The organism is Micromonospora sp. RTGN7 (assembly GCF_033804645.1).
Classification (GTDB): domain Bacteria; phylum Actinomycetota; class Actinomycetes; order Mycobacteriales; family Micromonosporaceae; genus Micromonospora.
On sequence record NZ_JAPZLF010000026.1, the window covers coordinates 59,401 to 76,992 of the forward strand.

Sequence of the window (17,592 nt, forward strand, 5' to 3'; positions counted from 1 at the left end):
GCCGACGGTGCTACGTTCGTTCTGCCAGCCAAACTCAGCAATGAGCCAGGGAACCCGGTGAAAGTCCGGGACTGACGCGCAGCGGTGAGGGTGACGGGCGGAGCACGATGCCACTGGACCAACGGTCTGGGAAGGCGCTCCGTCCGGTTGATCCTGAGTCCGAAGACCTGCTGGCCGCAGACCCGTCTGCGACACCTGCCCATCCAGGCCTCGCGAACAGGCCTCCGGACGAAGGAAGACCGTCGTGTCTCGTTATTCTCGCTCCCACCAGCTCGGCTCCTCGCCCCCAGGTCCTGCCCACCCGGCTCGTCTGCTTCTGACGTCGTGAGCGTCCTCGTCCACGTCGCGATCGCGCTTTCGGACGCCGCCCGACCTGCGGTGCTGCGCAGGGAGGCGGAGGCCGCTGGCGCCCGTCTGGCTTTCCTGCAGGGCGGCGAGCCCACGCTCACCCACGTGCTCGACCTGCTGCACGCCGACGGCATCCCAGAGGTTCGCCTCGAGGCGGTGAGCACCGACGACCTGACCTACGCCCGCTCGTGGGTGGGACGTGTCGCCGGCCACTGGCACCGCCAGCAGGTCGACCCGCCGACCATCCGGTTCGGAGAGCGCAGCATCACCGGTCGCGAGGCGCCATTGTCGTCACCTGCCTGGGACTCGCCCCCGCCGTACCGGCACCATTTGCTGCTGTGCCGCGGCCCGCGCTGCAGCGCCCGAGATGCGGACGAGACCTACCGCGCGCTTGTCGGCGCGCTCGTCGAGCACCGCCTCACTGACTCTGATGTCCTCATGGCACAGACCGGGTGTTTATTCCCCTGTAATCACGGCCCCGTGGCCGTCGTTCACCCCGACGGCACCTGGTACGGGCCGGTGCGACCGGGCGACGCGGCACGGCTGGTCCGCGAGCATCTGCGCGCCGGTCGCCCGGTCGACGACCTGCGCCTCGGCTCCCGGATCATCTCCACCGAAGGAGAAGCATGACCCGCATCGTTCTCATGTCAACGTCGGACACCGACCTGTTGTCGGCGCGTGCCAGCGACTCGAACTACACCTGGGCCAACCCTGTTCGGGTCACAAACGAGCGCCGCCAGGCCCTGACCGCCGAGGCAGACCTGGTGGTGCTGCGCGTACTCGGCTCGCCCGAGGACGTGCGGGACATCGCTGCCCTCGTGCGCGATGTCGGACGGCCGCTGGTCGTCCTCGGTGGGGAGCGCACGCCGAATGCCGCACTCATGGAGCTCTCCACCGTGCCGATGGGCGTCTGCGCCGAGGCGCACCGCTACCTCGCCGAGGGCGGCGCGGATAACCTGCGTCAGCTGCACGCCTTTCTTTCCGACACGGTGCTGCTGACCGGCGAGGGCTTCGAGCCGCCGGCCGTCCTGCCCGAGTGGGGCGTGAGCCGGCAAGCAACCGGGACCGATTTGCCCCGGGTCGGTGTCCTTTACTACAGGGCACACGAGGTGAGCGGCAACAACGCGTTCGCGCACGAGCTCGCAGACGCGATCGACGCGACCGGCATGGCGGTCGGAGTGCCGATCTTCGTCTCCTCGCTGCGGGCGGCGCCCGACGAGCTGTTCACCGAGCTCGCCACGCTCGGCGCGATCGTGGTCACCGTACTCGCCGCCGGTGGTTCCAAGCCCGCCACCGCCAGCGCCGGCGGCGACGACGAGTCCTGGGACGTCGAGCGGCTACGTGCCTTGGACGTCCCCGTGCTGCAGGCGCTGGCGCTCACGTCCAGCAAGGCCCAGTGGGAGACATCTGACGACGGTGTCACCCCGCTCGACTCCGCAACCCAGATCGCCATCCCTGAGTTCGACGGCCGGCTGATCACCGTCCCGTTCTCATTCAAGGAGGTTGACGCCGACGGTCTGCCGCGCTACGAGACCGACGCCGAGCGGTGTGCCCGCGTCGCGGGCATCGCGGTGAACCACGCACGGCTCCGACACGTTCCACCGGCCGAGCGCAGGGTGGCACTGGTCCTGTCTGCCTACCCGACCAAGCACAGCCGCATCGGCAACGCCGTCGGCCTCGACACGCCCGTGTCGGCCATCCGGCTGCTGCGCGCGATGCGCGACGCCGGCTACGACCTCGGCGAGCCCGGCCAGATCCCTGGGCTCGACCCGCTTCCGCCGGTCGACGGGGAGAGTCCCGACACGACGGCCGGCAACGCGCTCATCCACGCGCTGATCGAGGCCGGTGGCCAGGACGAGGAGTGGCTCACGCAGGCCCAACTCAGCGAGTCACACGTGCGCATCCCCTGCGACGACTATCTGCGCTGGACCGCCCACTTGCCGGACGAGCTTCGTGACGCCATGACCGAGACCTGGGGCGAGGCCCCCGGCTCTCTGTTCGTCGACGACGCCGGTGACATCGTGCTGGCCACCCTGCGTGCGGGCAACGTCGTCATCCTCATTCAGCCGCCACGCGGCTTCGGCGAGAAGCCGGTCGCGATCTACCACGACCCCGACATGCCACCGTCGCACCACTACCTGGCGGCGTACCGCTGGCTCGAGCACGGCTTCGGCGCCGACGCGGTCGTGCACCTGGGCAAGCACGGTTCGTTGGAGTGGCTGCCGGGCAAGAACGCCGCGCTCTCGGCCGCGTGCGCCACGGACGCGGCCATCGGCAACATGCCACTGATCTACCCGTTCCTCGTCAACGACCCCGGCGAAGGCGCCCAGGCCAAGCGCCGCGCGCACGCCACGATCGTCGACCACCTCGTGCCGCCGATGGCGCGCGCCGAGAGCTACGGCGACATCGCCAAGCTCGAGCAGTTGCTCGACGAGCATGCCAACGTCGCGGCCATGGACCCGGCGAAGCTGCCCGCCATGCGCCAGCAGATCTGGACGCTCATGCAGTCCGCGCAAATGCACCGTGACCTCGGTCTGGAGGAGCGGCCCGACGACGAGGAGTTCGACGACTTCCTGCTGCACGTCGACGGCTGGCTGTGCGAGATCAAGGACGTTCAGATCCGCGATGGGCTGCACGTGCTGGGCGAGGCACCGACGGGGGCGGCGCGGGTCAACCTCGTGCTCGCCGTGCTCCGGGCCGCCCAGGTGTGGGGCGGCCGGAACCGCGCTCTGCCCGGCCTCCGTGCCGCCCTAGGGCTCACGGAGGACGCCTCTCTCCCCGCGGTCGACGCCGTGGAGGGGCAGGCCCGCGCCTTGGTCGAGGCGATGGAGAAGGAGGGCTGGGCCGTCGATGGGATCGACGCACTGCACGACGACCCAGTCGTGCGCGACGTTCTGCGGTTCGCCGCCGAGCAAGTCGTCCCGCGTCTGGCCGCCACCACCGACGAACTGACCAACATCCTGCACGCGCTCGCCGGCGGCTTCGTCGAGGCCGGGCCGTCCGGGTCCCCGCTGCGCGGCCTGGTCAACGTCCTGCCGACCGGCCGCAACTTCTACACCGTCGACCCCCGAGCCGTCCCGTCGCGCCTCGCGTGGGAGACGGGACAGGCCATGGCCGAGTCGCTCGTCGCCCGGCACCTCGCCGAGACCGGTGAGCACCCGCGCTCGGTCGGTCTGTCGGTGTGGGGAACATCCGCCATGCGCACGTCAGGTGACGACGTCGCGGAGGTGCTCGCACTGCTGGGCGTACGCCCGACCTGGGATCCGGCCTCCCGACGCGTCAACGGCTTGGAGGTGATCGACCTCGACGAGCTGGGCCGGCCGCGCATCGACGTCACCGTGCGCATCTCGGGCTTCTTCCGCGACGCATTCCCGCACGTCATCGAGATCCTCGACGACGCCGTGCAGAAGGTCGCCGGGCTGGACGAGCCCGACGAGCTCAACTTCGTCCGCGCGCACACCCGGGAGAGCCTGGCCGAGCACTGCGACCTGCGGCGAGCCACCACCCGAATCTTTGGCTCGAAGCCAGGCTCGTACGGTGCTGGCATCCTCCAGGTCGTCGAGTCCGGCACGTGGCGCGACGACGCCGACCTAGCCGCGGTCTACACGGCGTGGGGCGGCTTCGCGTACGGCCGTGGACTCGACGGCGTCGCAGCCACCGAAGACATGCGCACCAGCTACAAGCGCATCGCCGTCGCGGCGAAGAACATCGACTCGCGCGAGCACGACATTGCCGACTCCGACGATTACTTTCAGTACCACGGCGGCATGATAGCCACGGTCCGCGCACTGACCGGCACCGAGCCGAAGGCATACGTCGGAGACTCGACCATGCCGGACGCCGTGCGCACCCGCACGTTGCAGGAGGAGACCAACCGCGTTTTTCGCTCACGCGTCGTGAACCCGCGCTGGATCGCGGCGATGCAGCGCCACGGGTACAAGGGCGCGTTCGAGCTCGCCGCGACCGTGGACTACCTGTTCGGCTTCGACGCGACCGCCGGCGTCGTGCAGGACTGGATGTACGAGTCGCTGGCTCGCGAGTACGTCCTCGACCAGACGAACCAGGAGTTCATGCGCCGCGCGAACCCCTGGGCGTTGCGCGGCATCGTGGAACGGCTGAACGAGGCTGCTGACCGTGGGCTGTGGTCCGAGCCAAACGCTGAAGTCATGGCGGAGATGGCGCGGGTGTACCTGGAGGTCGAGGGCGACTTGGAGGACGACGCGTGACCCGACGCCTTGCGCTCGTTGGGCTGGGCCCCGGGGACCCCGAGCTGGTGACGGCCCAGGCCGCCCGGGTGCTCAACGAGGTCGCCTACTTCCTCGTCGCCGACAAGACCGAGCAGCATCCGGGCACGGCCGACCTGATTGCGGTGCGCGAGGCGATCTGCGAGCGGCACCTGACAGGGGAGTGGCGGCTCGTGCATGTCCCCGACCCCGAGCGAAACCGTGCCGACCCGGCCGATTACGTCACTGCGGTCAGCGACTGGCACGAGGCGCGAGCGCAGATCTGGGAGCAGATACTGCTGGACAACCCGGGAGATGCGGCGGTGCTCGTCTGGGGCGACCCAGCCCTCTACGATTCAACGATCCGGCTGGCGGACCACATCGCCAAGCGCGGACGCGTCGATGTCGCTGTGGAGGTGGTGCCCGGCCTCAGTAGCGTCCAGCTACTCGCGGCCCGTCACCGACTCGTGCTTAACGCCATCGGTGGGCCAATCACGATCACGACCGGCCGGCGTCTGCTCGAGGACGCGGCAGATGGCGACAACCTCGTCGTCATGCTGGACGGGATGTTGACCTGCCGCCGGCTACCCGAGCCCTCAGCCTGGTGGATCTGGTGGGGCGCCAACCTCGGCTCGTCTGGCGAGCAGTTGGTGACTGGTCGCTTGAACGAGGTCGCCGACGCGATCTGGTCACGACGAGCAGAGGTGAAGCGAAGTCGAGGATGGGTGATGGACACGTACTTGTTGCGTCGGCACTGAGACGGAGTGGGCCGGCTCGGTAGTTGCCCTCCCACCGTGCCCGCCGTGGCCGGCGGCACCCCGCCCGGGGTGCCGCCGCCTCGGCCCGTCAGGCCGGCAGGTTCCACTTCTGGTTGGCTGCGCCCGTACAGGACCAGATCTGCGTCTTCGTGCCGTCGGCGGAGGTGTTGCCGATGATGTCGAGGCACTTGCCCAGCGACCGCAGCGTCCCGTCGGAGGCGCGGGTCCAGGTCTGGTTGGCGCTGCCGCCGCAGCTCCAGATCTGTGCCGCGGCGCCGTCGGCGCTGCTGTTGTCGGTGACGTCCAGGCATTTGCCGTCGAGGCCGGCCTGGTGGAGTCCGATGGTGGCCGGCCCCGGGTGCTGCTGCGGGTGGCGCCCGGCTACGGCTACCTGGTCGGCGCCGATGTCGGCGAGACCCGGATCCAGGTCGAGCTCTTCGACCTGACGATGACCGCGTTGGCGAAGGCGGAGTACCCGCTCGACGTCGCCGCGCCCGACCCCGGCCAGGTGGTGGCCCACCTGCTGCACGGGCTCATCGCGGTGACCGAGCAGGCCGGCGTCGACCCCGGCACCGTGCTCGGCCTCGGGGTGGCCGTCTCCGGCACGGTGGAACGCGCTGCCGACGCGGTCGTGCACGCCCAGACGCTCGGCTGGGAGGGCGTTCCGCTGGGTGCCATGCTCGGCGCCGGCACCGACATCCCTGTGCACGTCGACAACGGCGCGAAAGCCTGCTGCGTGACATGGATCGGTCGGTGAGGCAGCCGGCCGTCAGTCCGAGGCGGTGACCTGCTCGTGAGTACCTCTACAAACCGGCCACCCTTATGAGACAGAACGCTTCGTGAAGTCCGCCTTGTGGTCGACCGCCCACTCGGCGAAGGTGCGCGCCGGCTTGCCGAGCACTTTTTCGACAGTGCCGTCGATCTCGGCAGGCCCTTCGAGAGCCTCCACGTAGTAGCGGATCCTGGTCTCGATGATCTCCGGCGTGGCCATCGGATCGAGCACCCCAGTCTGTATCAGAACTTGAATGCGGGGCCCGAACCGTTCGCGGAGCTCAGCGCGTGCGTCATCGCCCGTGACGTCCTCGAACGCCAGCTCGCGGCCGATCGCCTGACCGATGAGGGCAACCTGCTCGGCCTGAGTAACGCTGTCACCACCGGTGATGTGATATCTCGCCCCGGCGTGGCCATCCTGCAGTAGAGCGCAGGTGCTCACTTCGGCAATGTCCAGCTCATGGATGGCGGACAGATAGGAGTGCGCGTAGAGGATCCGTACCGGCTGGTGATCCCTGATGGACGGCGCCCACTGCAAGGAGTTCACGGCGAACGGGCCCGGCCGCACGAATGTCCACGCCAGGCCGGACTGCTCGATCGAGTCCTCCACGGCCCGATGCCACCGCGCGATCCAGTGGTCCGGATCGCGACCGGCGGCGGCCATGGAGGACAGGAGCACGGCGTACTTGACGCCGGCAGCCTTCGCGACCTCCACAACCCCTTCGATGCCGGACGGCTGGGCGTACAGGAAGATTTTCTCCACGCCTTGAAGCGCTTGCTCGAACGTCTTCGGGTCGGTGAGATCCGCCCTGCGGACATCGACCTCCGCCGGCAGGTCCAGCGACTCCGGATTGCGGGAGGTCGCCCGCACGTCCACTCCCGCCCGCACCAACAGGTCCACGACGTGACGACCGACATTGCCGGTCGCGCCAGTCACCAAGATCGTCATGATTCCCCCACATGGCTTGCTTCGTGCTCTGGCACCCGCCGCGCTGACGTCCGCGAGGGCCGACCTGGCCCGCTCGGCACCGTTCGTTCTCTCGGCCCTCGCGGCGATGTGCCTCAGGATACCGCCGATGATTCCGGGCGGGATATTCCCATCGAAGCTCGCGACTATGTCCTGTTTGGTCCATGCCAGGAGCGAAAAATCACCGGAACAGCTCCCCGAGCACTCGCACTAGGATCCGGTGCGACAGATGCTCGGGGGTGTTCCATCCCGATCGATCTTCGTTCACAGTGGACCCCGGGCCGTCAGAAACTCTTGGAGAAAACTATGGCGAAGGTCGATGTAGTGATCGCGGGTGCCGGACCGACGGGGCTGATGTTGGCCTGCGAACTGCGGCTGGGCGGCGTCGAGGTGGTGGTGCTGGACCGGCTCGACGGCCGCGCCGGCGAGTCACGTGCCGGCGGCATCCACGCCCGCACGCTGGAAGTGCTGGACCAGCGGGGGATTCTCGAGCCGTTCCTCGCCGCCGGCAAGAAGTTGCCGAACGGGCTCTTCGCCAAGCAGCTGCTGGACCTGACCCGACTCGATACACGCTACCCGCTCTCGCTGATGCTGCTGCAGGCCAAGACCGAAGCGCTGCTCGAACAGCGCGCCGCCGAACTCGGCGTGCGGGTGTGCTGGTCGTCGGAAGTAGCCGGACTACGCCAGGACGAGACCGGTGTGGCGATCGACGTGCGCCGGCCGGACGGATCGGTGTCGACCATGCTGGCCGAGTACCTGGTGGGCTGCGACGGGGGACGCAGTACGGTCCGCAGACTCGCGGGAATCAGCTTCCCCGGCACCCCGGCGACGCTGACCGCCATGCTCGGTGACGTCGAACTGGCGGACCCGCCCGACGGGCCGACAATCGTGGCGGGGGAGAACGGTAACGTCTCCGTGCTGGGCTACGAACCGGGCTGGTACCGGGTGTTCACCACCGAGTACGACGTGGCGACCGCCCGGGACGAGCCCATGACGTTCGAGCGGTTGCGGGACTCGACCATGCGAATCGCCGGCACGGACTTCGGCATGCACAGTCCCCACTGGCTCTCGCACTTCGGTGACTCCGCACGGCAGGCCGACCGGTTCAGGCTCGGCCGGGTGCTGCTTGCCGGCGACGCCGCGCACATCCACTTCCCGGCCGGCGGCCAGGGCATGAACCTGGGCGTGCAGGACGCGGTGAACCTCGGGTGGAAACTCGCCACAGTGATCAACGGCCACGCGCCGGACGACCTGCTCGACACCTATCACAACGAGCGTTCCGCCGTGGCCGCGCGGGTGCTGCACAACACGCGCGCGCAGACCGCGCTGGCCCGTCCCGGCGCGCATGGGGACGCCCTCCGTGACGTGTTCGCCGACCTCGTCGCGGTCGACGAGGTGAACCAACTGCTCGCCGGCATGATCAGCGCGCTGGACATCCGCTACCCGCTCGGCGACGAGCATCCGTTGCTCGGCCGCCGGTTTCCCGACCTCGACCTGACTCTGCCCGACGGCGACATCCGGTTGTTCAGCCTGCTGCACACCGCGAGGCCGGTTCTGCTCAACCTGAACGACGATGCGCGACTTCTCGCGGAGCTGACCGCCGCCACTACGGGATGGCGCGACCGCGTCGACCTCGTCGACGCCCACTGCTGCGGCCCGTTCCCCTCGGCCGCTGCCGATGGCCGGCTCCCGCCGCCTGCGGCGGTCCTCATCCGTCCCGACGGGCACACCGCCTGGATCACGTCCACCGGGGAGGTCCCCAACCTCACGGCTCTCGAGTCCGCGCTCACCACCTGGCTCGGCCCTGCCGACGAGCCGGCCGGGCCGGACGCGTGGGACGAGGGTGAGCGTGACCGCGGGGAGTTGATCGACCAGGGGTGACCCGCGACCGCTGCCCCGGGGGAGCCATGCCCGGGGCAGCGGTCCGCTGCTCGACCCCGGTGGCCACCGTGCTGGGCCGGCCGGTGGAGACGATCCGCGCCACGGGTGAGGTCCGCGGCCTCGGACGGCGTTGACGAACGTCGTGACCACGCTGCGGGGTGAGTGAGGAGTGCTGGAGGAACATGAATTCCTCCAGCACCACGAGCCCGTGTTCGGCCGCCTGCCGGAACAGGGCAGCCTCGGTGCTGACGTTCAGCCGAGACATTCAACAAAGCAAATGCCGATACCGGCGGGATTTGCGCTGCGCGATATGTGCCGGGACCGAGGCGCCGAACACTATCAATGGAGGGGATGCGCGGCCGGCCGTCTGTTGAATATCGTTTCGACCGGGCCGTAGAGGGCCCGCCCCAGCCACGCGGATCGCCTGCTTTCCTACGCGAAGGGAGGGCAGGCCATCTTCTCCTCGTCGAGGGAGTGACGACGTGATCGCGGCTCTGCTGCGGCCCCCAGCCGACCGGCACGTCCCGATGACGAGTCTCCGCTCCGCACGGGTCACGCGCACATCACCGCATTGGTTGCTCGGAGGATCCCCGCATGACTGACAACGTCGCGTTCCCGCAGGACCGCACCTGCCCCTACCAGCCGGCACCGGGCTACCAGCCGTTGGCCGAGCAGCGGCCACTCGCCCAGGTCACCCTCTACGACGGTCGGCGCGTCTGGGCGGTCACCAGTCGTGACACGGCCCGCCGGCTCCTGGTCGACCCTCGCATCTCCAGCGACCGCACCAACCCCGCGTGGCCCATGATGTTCGCGAGCATCGCCGCCACCGTCAGCGACGCCCAACAGAAGGTCATGAAGATCGTCACCGCGTTGGTGGGCGTCGACGGCCCGGTGCACAGCACCCGGCGCAAGATGCTGATCCCCAGCTTCACGATCAGACGCATCAACGCACTGCGTCCGAAGATCCAGGAGATCATCGACCAGCAGCTGGACCACATGATCGAGAACGGCGCTCCCACGGATTTGATCCCGGCGTTCGCGGCGCCTGTGCCCGTGAAAGTGTTGTACCGACTGATGGGCGTACCGGACGCCGACCACGAATACTTCGCGAAGCTGTCGCACCAGCTTGCTACCGGCCCGAACGCCAATGAGGCATACGACGAGCTCATGGCCTACATGGGCAAGCTGATCGCGGAGAAGCAGCGGAACCGGGGTGAGGCGGTTCTCGACGACCTCCTCGCGAAGCGCGGTGCCATGAGCGAGGCGGACCACGAGGAGTTGGTCTCGACGCTGGTCCTGCAGGTGGCCGGCGGCCACGGCACCACCGGGACCATGATCTCGCTCGGCATGTTCAACCTGCTCCAACATCCCGAGCAGCTCGCCGAGCTGCGAGCCGACCCATCGCTGATGCCCACCGCTGTGGACGAGCTGTTGCGGCTCCTGTCCATCCCCGACGGTGTGTCGCGGTTGGCCACGGACGACATTGAGGTCGAGGGAACCACCATCCGCAAGGGCGACGGCGTGTTCTTCATAACCTCCCTCATCAACCGCGACACGGACGTCTACGACACGCCGAACTCCCTGGGCTGGCACCGCACCTCCGTCCGGGACCACTTCTCGTTTGGGTTCGGCGCCCACCAGTGCCTCGGCCAGAACCTCGCGCGCGTCACGATGGAGATCGCACTCGGCACGCTGATCGAGCGGCTGCCCGGCCTGCATCTCACGGTTCCGGCGGAGGAGATTCCGTTCAATCCGGCTGCGGGCTTCCAGGTGATAACCGAACTACCCGTTGCCTGGTAGAACTACGCGGGCGCCGAGCCGCCGCCGTACCTGCGGAATCGCGGCAGGGTAAGACAGCATGACGAGGCTCCCGGTTGGGGCTTCGAGTCCTGGCCGACTGCTGTCGTACCCCGCCGCTTGCCTAGGGCATCGGGATGGCTGTGACGTCTATGATTCCGGTGACGCGGCCACGGTGGCAGTGATGGACGCTTCGGCGGTGGCTTTGTCGACGCCGAGGCCGGCGAGGACGCCTGTGCCGTCTTCGAGTTCGAGCAGCGCGAGCAGGATGTGTTCGGTGCCTACGTGGTTGTGGCTCATCCGTAGGGCTTCTCGGAAGGTCAACTCCAGGGCTTTCTTGGCGTGTGCGTCGAACGGGACAAGCGCGGGCGAAGAGTCGGCTGCCCCGGGCAGTGTCGCGGTGGCGGTCTGCCGGATGGCGTCGAGGGACACGCCTTGCGCGACGATCGTCCGGGCGCCCAGTGCGGTCGGGTCCGCGACCAGGCCGAGCACCAGATGAGCCACGGTGATCTGGTTGTTGCCCCTGGTGCGGGCTTCTTCCTGCGCCGTCACGACGACCTGTCTGGCGCGGTCGGTGAAGCGGCTGAATCCCTGGCTGGCGTCGAGGTCCGGCGCCTCGCCCTTGGCGACGAAGCGCTTCTGGGCCGCCTGTTTGGTGACGCCCATACTGCGGCCGATCTCCGTCCAGGAGGCGCCGGAGCGTCGCGCCTGGTCAACGAAGTGCCCGATCAAGTGATCCGCCACGTCACCGAGGTGGTCGGCGGCCAGCACTGCGTCGGTGAGTTGATCGAGGGCGGCGGAGTGAGTCTTCTTGATGGCCTCGATCAGATCGTCGAGTCGGATCGAGGCGGCGGCGGGTCCCGGTGTCATGGGTCAACCATAGGTTGACGCTCTGCTTTTCGTCAACCCGAAGTTGACTGCGGCGGATGATCAGTGCCCGGTCCGAGGTGCGCTCCACTCGCCATCCAGGCAGGCCAGTTCCCTGAGCGAGGGCCTGTCGCGCCGGCAGAGGGGCGTCAACCGCGCCTACGCCCGGATCCGCGCCACTTGATCCTGTTCTGTCACCGCGTAGCCGGGCACGGACGGCCACCGAACGGTCAGCACCACCGACTCTTCCTCTGCGAACCAAGAGTGATCGACTCCGCGCCCCCATACGACGTAATCACCCTGCTGTTCCAGAAGGACGCTCCGACCGGGGAGTTCGACGCGAAAGCGCCCGCTGATGAGAACGAGGAGAGCCGTGCGTTCCTCACCCTTCGTCCACTGCAATCGCTCATCGCCGAGGGGATGGACCCCCCATTTGATTTCCACAGCCTCGCTGTGACGTGGGTCGCCAACGTCCTTGAAGTGCCCCAGGAGCCAACCCCGGTCCAGCGCCGCATCCTTGCCTGCGTTGCCCACGTACACGCTGTCATCCATGTGGCAGGACACTAGCAGCAGTTCTCGTGAGCGCAGTCAGCACTGTCGACACACAGCCGAATCCGACAGGAATCAGGTGGGGTGGTATTTATCCATGCCGCTGTCGAACGTAATTGCATTTCAGTCAAGCCATCCGAGGTAATGGGCAGATCCCCGGCGAGTTGACGTCTCGTCCGCGTCGGGTGGTCCCGGGCCGAGGTGTCCCCGACAGTTTCTGCTCACGAACGGGAGAGCACCCACCGAGCCGCTTGGGTCCAAAGCGGACGCGGAGGCGAGAGTTTTCCCAGCCAGATTGGGTGCCCATGAGTAGGCATGCTCCAAGCCGACGGATTGAAAGTCCGCAGGCTGATATCCGGAGTGGGCCGAGTCGGGAGTTTCCCATCCAGCGCTGCTCGCCGCGGCCGGCGGTGCCCTGTCCCGGGCGCCGCCGACCGCACAGGCCGTCAGGCCGGCAAATTCCACTTCTGGTTGGCCCCGCCGGTGCACGCCCAGATCTGCGTCTTCGTGCCGTCGACGGAGACGTTGCCGGTGACGTCGAGGCACTTGTTCGCCTGCGGGTTCACCAGGTCCCGCCCGGCCGTCCACGTCCACTGCTGGGCGGCGCTGCCGTTGCAGGTCCACAGCTGCACCTTCGTGCCGTCGGCGGTGCCGCCGCTGGAGACGTCGAGGCATTTGCCCAGCGACCGCAGCGTCCCGTCGGAGGCGCGGGTCCAGGTCTGGTTGGCGCTGCCGCCGCAGCTCCAGATCTGGGCCGCGGCGCCGTCGGCGCTGCTGTTGTCGGTGACATCCAGGCATTTGCCGTCGAGGCCGGTGACCGGCCCGGTCGGCCCGGTGGGCGTCCCGCCGCCACCGCCGGACTGGGTGCCCGACCAGGTGAAGGTGGCGGTGGTGCGGGCCGGCAGGGTGTAGGTGAACGACTGCCCGCCCCAGAGCACCTTCACCGACTGGGCGGACGGGCCGCCGTTGTGGGCCAGCAGCGCCTTGGTGCCGTCGGTGTTGCGGTAGGCGATGTTCTGCACCGTGCCGTTGGCGGTGGAGGCGATCCGGTTGGCGCCGGGGCGGACGAACTTGGTCAGGTGCCCGGTGGTGTAGTACTCGATGGTGTAGTCGACCTGGCCGGCGCGGGAGCCGCCCTCCTGCACGGTGATCAGGCCGGTGCAGGTGCCGCAGCCGCCGTTGTGCGGGCCCATGTTCTGGTTGAGCGCCAGGCTCCACTTGACGATGCTCCGGCTCCAGTTCCGGGAGTAGTTGACGATGTCGGCCATGTCCTCGTTGTGCTGGTTGCCGATCCAGGTGCCGCCGGAGTGCTCGGTGCTGAACTGCGGTACCGACGGGTACTGGGCCTGTACCTGGCTGCCGACCGCCGGGTCGCCGAAGTAGCCGTGCCAGGCGATTCCGCCGAAGAGCGGGTCGTTGCGGACGGCGGAGTCGTTGAGCACCCCGGCGCCCAGGGTGGCGTAGTCGCCGTAGTTCCAGTCGTGCACCATCACCTTCGTGGTGATGCCGGCGGCCCGGAACGCCGGGTAGACGAAGTTCTTGGTCAGCTCGGCCAGGCCGGAGGAGTTCCAGCTCATCCCGGGGTAGTCCATCGCCGTCGGGTTGCCCGACTGGCAGCAGTTCGGCTCGTTCTGCACCGAGAGGTAGTCGACCTTCACGCCGCGCGCCGCGTACGCCTGGACGGTCTTGACGAAGTACTGGGCGTAGGTGGCGTAGTACTGGGACTTCAGCCAGCCCATCTGGTCCATCCGGCCGTTGTCCTTCATCCAGCCGGGCGCGCTCCACGGCACGATTTTGACCCGCAGTGCCGGGTTGAGCTGTCGGGCCTGGGCGGTGAGCAGTTCGACGTTGGTGTTGTAGCCGCCTGTGCCGAAGTCGTTGAGGTCGCAGCAGGTGTCGTCGAGGGAGACGTGGCCGGGGCGGGACAGGTCGGAGGCGCCGATCGGGTTGCGGACGAACGACAGCCCGATGCCGTCGGTGGGGCTGAACAGCTTGCGCATCACCGCGTCGCGGGTGGTCGCGCTGACCGGGCCGCCGCGTAGCAGGTACGCGGTGGTGTCGGTGATCGACGCGCCGGCGCCCTCGAATGGCTGGTAGCGGGTGTTCTCGTCGACGGTGATGGTGTGTGTGGCCCCGCCGCTGGACGCGGCGAAGGCTACCGGGGTCTGTTGTTGCAGCCCTCGGGTCACGGTGCGGCCGCCCGCGTCGGAGGTGGTGGTGAGCCAGACGTTCACGCTCTCCCCGGCGGCCTGCGCGGCCGAGGGCGCGAGGGTCAGGACGCCGGCGGCCAGGCAGAGCGCGAGGGCCGCGGCCCGCGCGGCGCGGGCCGGCGAGCGGAGGGTGGTGGGTGGGGTGGGGGACACGGAGTGCTCCGACATGGCATTGACGGTCATGACTGAGGAGACCTCGTTGCACGGCTTATGTCAAGACGCGAAAAAAGCACGCGTGCCCTGGGTCTGCCGACGACACGACCGTCGGGGTGGCAGCTACGTCGCTGCCGTCCCGACAGCCGTGACCCGGTCAGGAGATCGGGTTCCAGCCGTCCGAGCCGGCCAGATACCGCTGCGCGGTGTAGCTCGGGGCCTGTGCGTCGGTCAACTGCGGGCGGTCGGCGGTCACCGTCGACCCGGGACCCGTGTTGCGGTACTCGAAGAACCGGGCGTCCCGCCACGAGAACCCGGACATGTCGGTCCACGGCGAGGACTTGACGTGCGCCCCGAGCACGCTGTCGCGGAACACGACCTGGCCGATCGCGTTGACGTCGCCGCTCGGGTGCCACGGCCGGCCGAGGTGCACGCTCTGCGCGCCGGCCGAGTTGGTGGTGAGCGTGCACCGGGTGAACAGGAAGCCGTACGGGTTGCTGATCATCGTGGACGGCGCGGTGACGTACCCGTTGTTGCTCGACGAGCCCCGGCTGAGCGATCTGATCTCGCAGCGGTCGAAGACCCCGGTGCCCCGGCCGAAGATGAAGTCGACGTCGCCCTCGACGTAACAGCTGCGGAAGTACGCTCGGCCGATCGCGCTGCTGTTCGCGTTGTTGTGGTAAAGCGTGTCCTGGTTGCCGAGGAACCGGACGTTGTCGAAGACCAGCCGGTCGGCGCGGGTCAGCACCGCCACCGCCTGCTCGGCGCTGTAGTCGTGCGCAGCCTCGTTGAAGCTGTTCGAAAAGGTGAGGTGCTTCGCGGTGAAGTCGTGGCCGTCGATGGTCACCGAGGCGCTGCCCGAGGTGCCGTAGGTGCCACCACCCGGCTTCGGCGTGCCGGAGGCGTTGTCGTAGGTGATCACCACGTCGCGGGCGTTGCCGGTCGAGCCGACGAGCGAGACGTACGGCCGGTCGGTCGGGACGGTGACCAACTCCCGGTAGGTGCCGGGCTTGATGGTGATGGTGTACCGGCTGGAGTTGCCCGACGGCACGGCGTTCACCGCCGCCTGCACGCTGGTGAAGTTGCCGCTGCCGTCCTTGGCGACCACGGCGGACGGCCCGACGGGCAGGGTGCCGGCAGAGGTGGTGCCGCCGCCGGTCACCGTGGCGTTCGCGGACTGCGTGTCGCCGAGCGGGGTGAGGGCGAGCAGCGCGGCGGTGGCGACGGCGAGCAGGGGTCGTCGGCGATATCTGCGCATGGTGGATGAACCTCCGGGGACGGGTGGGGAGGCCGGAAAGCAGGCGTGAAAGCGCTTTCCTTCGGCACGTTAACCCCCGCAGGTATACGTGTCAATGAATGTCGGCCGGGGCCCGCCACCACGGGCGTACCCCGACCGCACCGGCCGTTCAGTCCCGGCCGCGCACCCGGCGGATGGTGTCGGAGAACCACAGCGCGCTGCGCTTGGGGACCCGTTGCTGGGTGGCGTAGTCGACCCGGACGATGCCGAACCGCTTGTCGTAGCCGTACGCCCACTCGAAGTTGTCCAGCAGCGACCAGGCGAAGTAGCCGCGCACGTCAGCGCCGCCCTGCCGGGCCCGGGCCACCGCGCGCAGGTGCTCGACCAGGTAGTCCACCCGGTCGTCGTCGGCGACGAAGCCGCGCGCGTCCGGGCGGTCGTCGAACGCCGCGCCGTTCTCGGTGATCACCATCGGCAGGCCGGGGTAGTCGCGGCTGATCCGCAGCAGCAGGTCGGTGAAGCACTCCGGGACGATCTCCCAGTCCATCGCCGTGCGCGGCGCGCCCCGGGGGACCACCCGACGCACCGGCCGGCCGTCGGCGTCGGTGTCCCGGCCGTCGGCGTCCAACCCGGAGAAGAGTTGCCCGAAGTAGTAGTTGACGCCGAGCACGTCGATCGGCGCGGCGATGACCGCCAGGTCGTCGTCGCGCACCGGGATCCGCACCCCGTCGGCCGCCAGGTCGGCCAGCACGTCCTGCGGGTACCGGCCGTGCACGAGGGAGTCGAGGTAGAGCCGCGCGCCCAGCCCGTCGGCGGCCCGGGCGGCGTCGCGGTCGGCCGCGCTGTCGGTCGCTGGGTCGGCGGTGGCCAGGTTGAGCGTGATGCCCAGCTCCACCGGAGCGGTCGCCGCCGCCCGGATCCGTCGGGTCGCCAACCCGTGCCCGAGCAGCAGGTGGTGCGCCGCCGCGACGGCGTCACCGAGGTCGCGGCGGCCCGGGGCGTGCTCGCCGTACGCGTAGCCGAGCATCGCCGAGCACCACGGCTCGTTGAGCGTTGTCCAGGTCCGTACCCGGTCGCCGAGGGCGTCGAAGACCAGCATCGCGTAGTCGGCGAAGCGGTACGCGGTGTCCCGCGCCGGCCAACCGCCGGCGTCCTCGAGCTCCTGCGGCAGGTCCCAGTGGTACAGCGTGACCCACGGGTCGACACCCCGGTCGAGCAACTCGTCGACCAGCCGGTCGTAGAAGGCCATTCCCGCCGGGTTGGCCGGGCCGCGCCCGCCGGGCTGCACCCGGGGCCAGGCCACCGAGAAACGGTACGTGTCCACGCCCAGGCCCGCGATGAGCTCCACGTCCTGCGGCATCCGGTGGTAGTGGTCGCAGGCCACGTCGCCGGTGTCGCCCTTCGTCACGGCGCCCGGCACCCGGCAGAAGGTGTCCCAGATGGACGCCGTCCGCCCGTCCTCGGCGACCGCGCCCTCGATCTGGTACGACGAGGTGGCCACCCCCCAGCGGAACGCCGGCGGGAGGGTGTCGATCGGGTCGACCGTCGTCGACGGGGTGGCGATGGGCTCCATGCTGCTCCTCGGGCGGGGTGGGGCCGGCGGCGGGGAAGCCACCGGGCGGGTTGGGCCGGTGACCCGGGACCGGGGGGGGGGGGGCGGGGCCCCCCCCCCGGGGCCCGGGGGGGGGGGCGCGGGGGGGGGGCCGCGCCCCCCCCCCGGCCGTCGTCGGTGAGCACGTCGGCCTGGGCCACCCCGGTGGGGATGGTGGCCTGCGACGCGGCACCGGGGAGCAGGACCAGGGCCGCGCCGGAGAGCGCGGCGACCAGCCAT

At 69.2% G+C, this 17,592-nt stretch carries 13 protein-coding genes and 1 riboswitch; of the genes, 6 read left to right on the top strand and 7 right to left on the bottom strand.

All coding sequences use genetic code 11. From position 1 onward, the window contains the following. The first annotated feature begins 8 nt into the window (after positions 1–8). A riboswitch (cobalamin riboswitch) is annotated at positions 9–190 on the top strand. Between the two features lie 134 nt (positions 191–324). The 3 genes from SNR22_RS26670 to cobF are packed head-to-tail and all read left to right on the top strand — an operon-like array spanning position 325 to position 5,329. Continuing rightward, entirely contained in the window at positions 325–978 is a 654-nt protein-coding gene (locus SNR22_RS26670; RefSeq protein WP_320069416.1) for a (2Fe-2S) ferredoxin domain-containing protein, read from the top strand. Beyond that, positions 975–4,574, top strand: a complete 3,600-nt coding sequence (gene cobN, locus SNR22_RS26675; protein WP_320069417.1) for a cobaltochelatase subunit CobN — start codon at positions 975–977, stop codon at positions 4,572–4,574. Before SNR22_RS26670 ends, cobN begins: the two co-directional genes overlap by 4 nt. Beyond that, positions 4,571–5,329, top strand: coding sequence for a precorrin-6A synthase (deacetylating) (gene cobF / locus SNR22_RS26680; RefSeq protein ID WP_320069418.1), 759 nt, complete (start codon positions 4,571–4,573; stop codon positions 5,327–5,329). Before cobN ends, cobF begins: the two co-directional genes overlap by 4 nt. 88 nt (positions 5,330–5,417) lie before the next feature. Here the strand turns inward: cobF and SNR22_RS26685 are convergent, their stop codons facing one another. Further along, complete coding sequence (locus SNR22_RS26685; protein WP_320069436.1) at positions 5,418–5,756, bottom strand: ricin-type beta-trefoil lectin domain protein; 339 nt, start codon at positions 5,754–5,756, stop codon at positions 5,418–5,420. Here SNR22_RS26685 and SNR22_RS26690 point away from each other — a divergent pair. After that, positions 5,661–6,086, top strand: a complete 426-nt coding sequence (locus SNR22_RS26690) for an ROK family protein (RefSeq protein WP_320069419.1) — start codon at positions 5,661–5,663, stop codon at positions 6,084–6,086. The two genes, SNR22_RS26685 and SNR22_RS26690, sit on opposite strands and share 96 nt — an antisense overlap. Before the next feature lie 63 nt (positions 6,087–6,149). Here the strand turns inward: SNR22_RS26690 and SNR22_RS26695 are convergent, their stop codons facing one another. Then, positions 6,150–7,049: an NAD(P)H-binding protein gene (locus SNR22_RS26695; protein ID WP_320069420.1), complete on the bottom strand. Its 900-nt coding sequence runs from the start codon at positions 7,047–7,049 to the stop codon at positions 6,150–6,152. A gap of 324 nt (positions 7,050–7,373) precedes the next feature. Here SNR22_RS26695 and SNR22_RS26700 point away from each other — a divergent pair, with 324 nt between their 5' ends. Then, entirely contained in the window at positions 7,374–8,948 is a 1,575-nt protein-coding gene (locus tag SNR22_RS26700) for an FAD-dependent monooxygenase (RefSeq protein ID WP_320069421.1), read from the top strand. 594 nt (positions 8,949–9,542) lie between these two features. Beyond that, positions 9,543–10,748 (top strand): cytochrome P450, encoded by a 1,206-nt coding sequence (locus SNR22_RS26705; protein WP_320069422.1) that lies wholly within the window; start codon positions 9,543–9,545, stop codon positions 10,746–10,748. Between the two features lie 147 nt (positions 10,749–10,895). Here the strand turns inward: SNR22_RS26705 and SNR22_RS26710 are convergent, their stop codons facing one another. From SNR22_RS26710 to SNR22_RS26730, 5 genes are all read right to left on the bottom strand, one after another. After that, positions 10,896–11,615 carry a Clp protease N-terminal domain-containing protein gene (locus tag SNR22_RS26710; RefSeq protein WP_320069423.1) on the bottom strand — a complete coding sequence of 240 codons (720 nt, stop codon included), beginning with the start codon at positions 11,613–11,615 and terminating at the stop codon, positions 10,896–10,898. A 156-nt stretch (positions 11,616–11,771) separates the two neighbouring features. Next, on the bottom strand, positions 11,772–12,164 hold the full coding sequence (locus SNR22_RS26715; protein ID WP_320069424.1) for a signal peptidase I: 393 nt from the start codon (positions 12,162–12,164) through the stop codon (positions 11,772–11,774). A gap of 443 nt (positions 12,165–12,607) precedes the next feature. Next, positions 12,608–14,539: a ricin-type beta-trefoil lectin domain protein gene (locus tag SNR22_RS26720; protein ID WP_320069425.1), complete on the bottom strand. Its 1,932-nt coding sequence runs from the start codon at positions 14,537–14,539 to the stop codon at positions 12,608–12,610. Positions 14,540–14,681: 142 nt separating this feature from the next. Further along, positions 14,682–15,782 (bottom strand): pectinesterase family protein, encoded by a 1,101-nt coding sequence (locus SNR22_RS26725; protein ID WP_320069426.1) that lies wholly within the window; start codon positions 15,780–15,782, stop codon positions 14,682–14,684. Positions 15,783–15,930: 148 nt separating this feature from the next. Further along, positions 15,931–17,334, bottom strand: coding sequence for a GH1 family beta-glucosidase (locus tag SNR22_RS26730; protein ID WP_320069427.1), 1,404 nt, complete (start codon positions 17,332–17,334; stop codon positions 15,931–15,933). Positions 17,335–17,592: the final 258 nt, after the last annotated feature.

Coding starts and splice junctions, on each gene's coding strand:
- cobN (WP_320069417.1), top strand. CDS start 975: ATGACCCGCATCGTTCTCATGTCAACGTCGGACACCGACCTGTTGTCG.
- SNR22_RS26695 (WP_320069420.1), bottom strand. CDS start 7,049: ATGACGATCTTGGTGACTGGCGCGACCGGCAATGTCGGTCGTCACGTC.
- SNR22_RS26700 (WP_320069421.1), top strand. CDS start 7,374: ATGGCGAAGGTCGATGTAGTGATCGCGGGTGCCGGACCGACGGGGCTG.
- SNR22_RS26705 (WP_320069422.1), top strand. CDS start 9,543: ATGACTGACAACGTCGCGTTCCCGCAGGACCGCACCTGCCCCTACCAG.
- SNR22_RS26710 (WP_320069423.1), bottom strand. CDS start 11,615: ATGACACCGGGACCCGCCGCCGCCTCGATCCGACTCGACGATCTGATC.
- SNR22_RS26715 (WP_320069424.1), bottom strand. CDS start 12,164: ATGGATGACAGCGTGTACGTGGGCAACGCAGGCAAGGATGCGGCGCTG.
- SNR22_RS26720 (WP_320069425.1), bottom strand. CDS start 14,539: ATGTCGGAGCACTCCGTGTCCCCCACCCCACCCACCACCCTCCGCTCG.
- SNR22_RS26725 (WP_320069426.1), bottom strand. CDS start 15,782: ATGCGCAGATATCGCCGACGACCCCTGCTCGCCGTCGCCACCGCCGCG.
- SNR22_RS26730 (WP_320069427.1), bottom strand. CDS start 17,334: ATGGAGCCCATCGCCACCCCGTCGACGACGGTCGACCCGATCGACACC.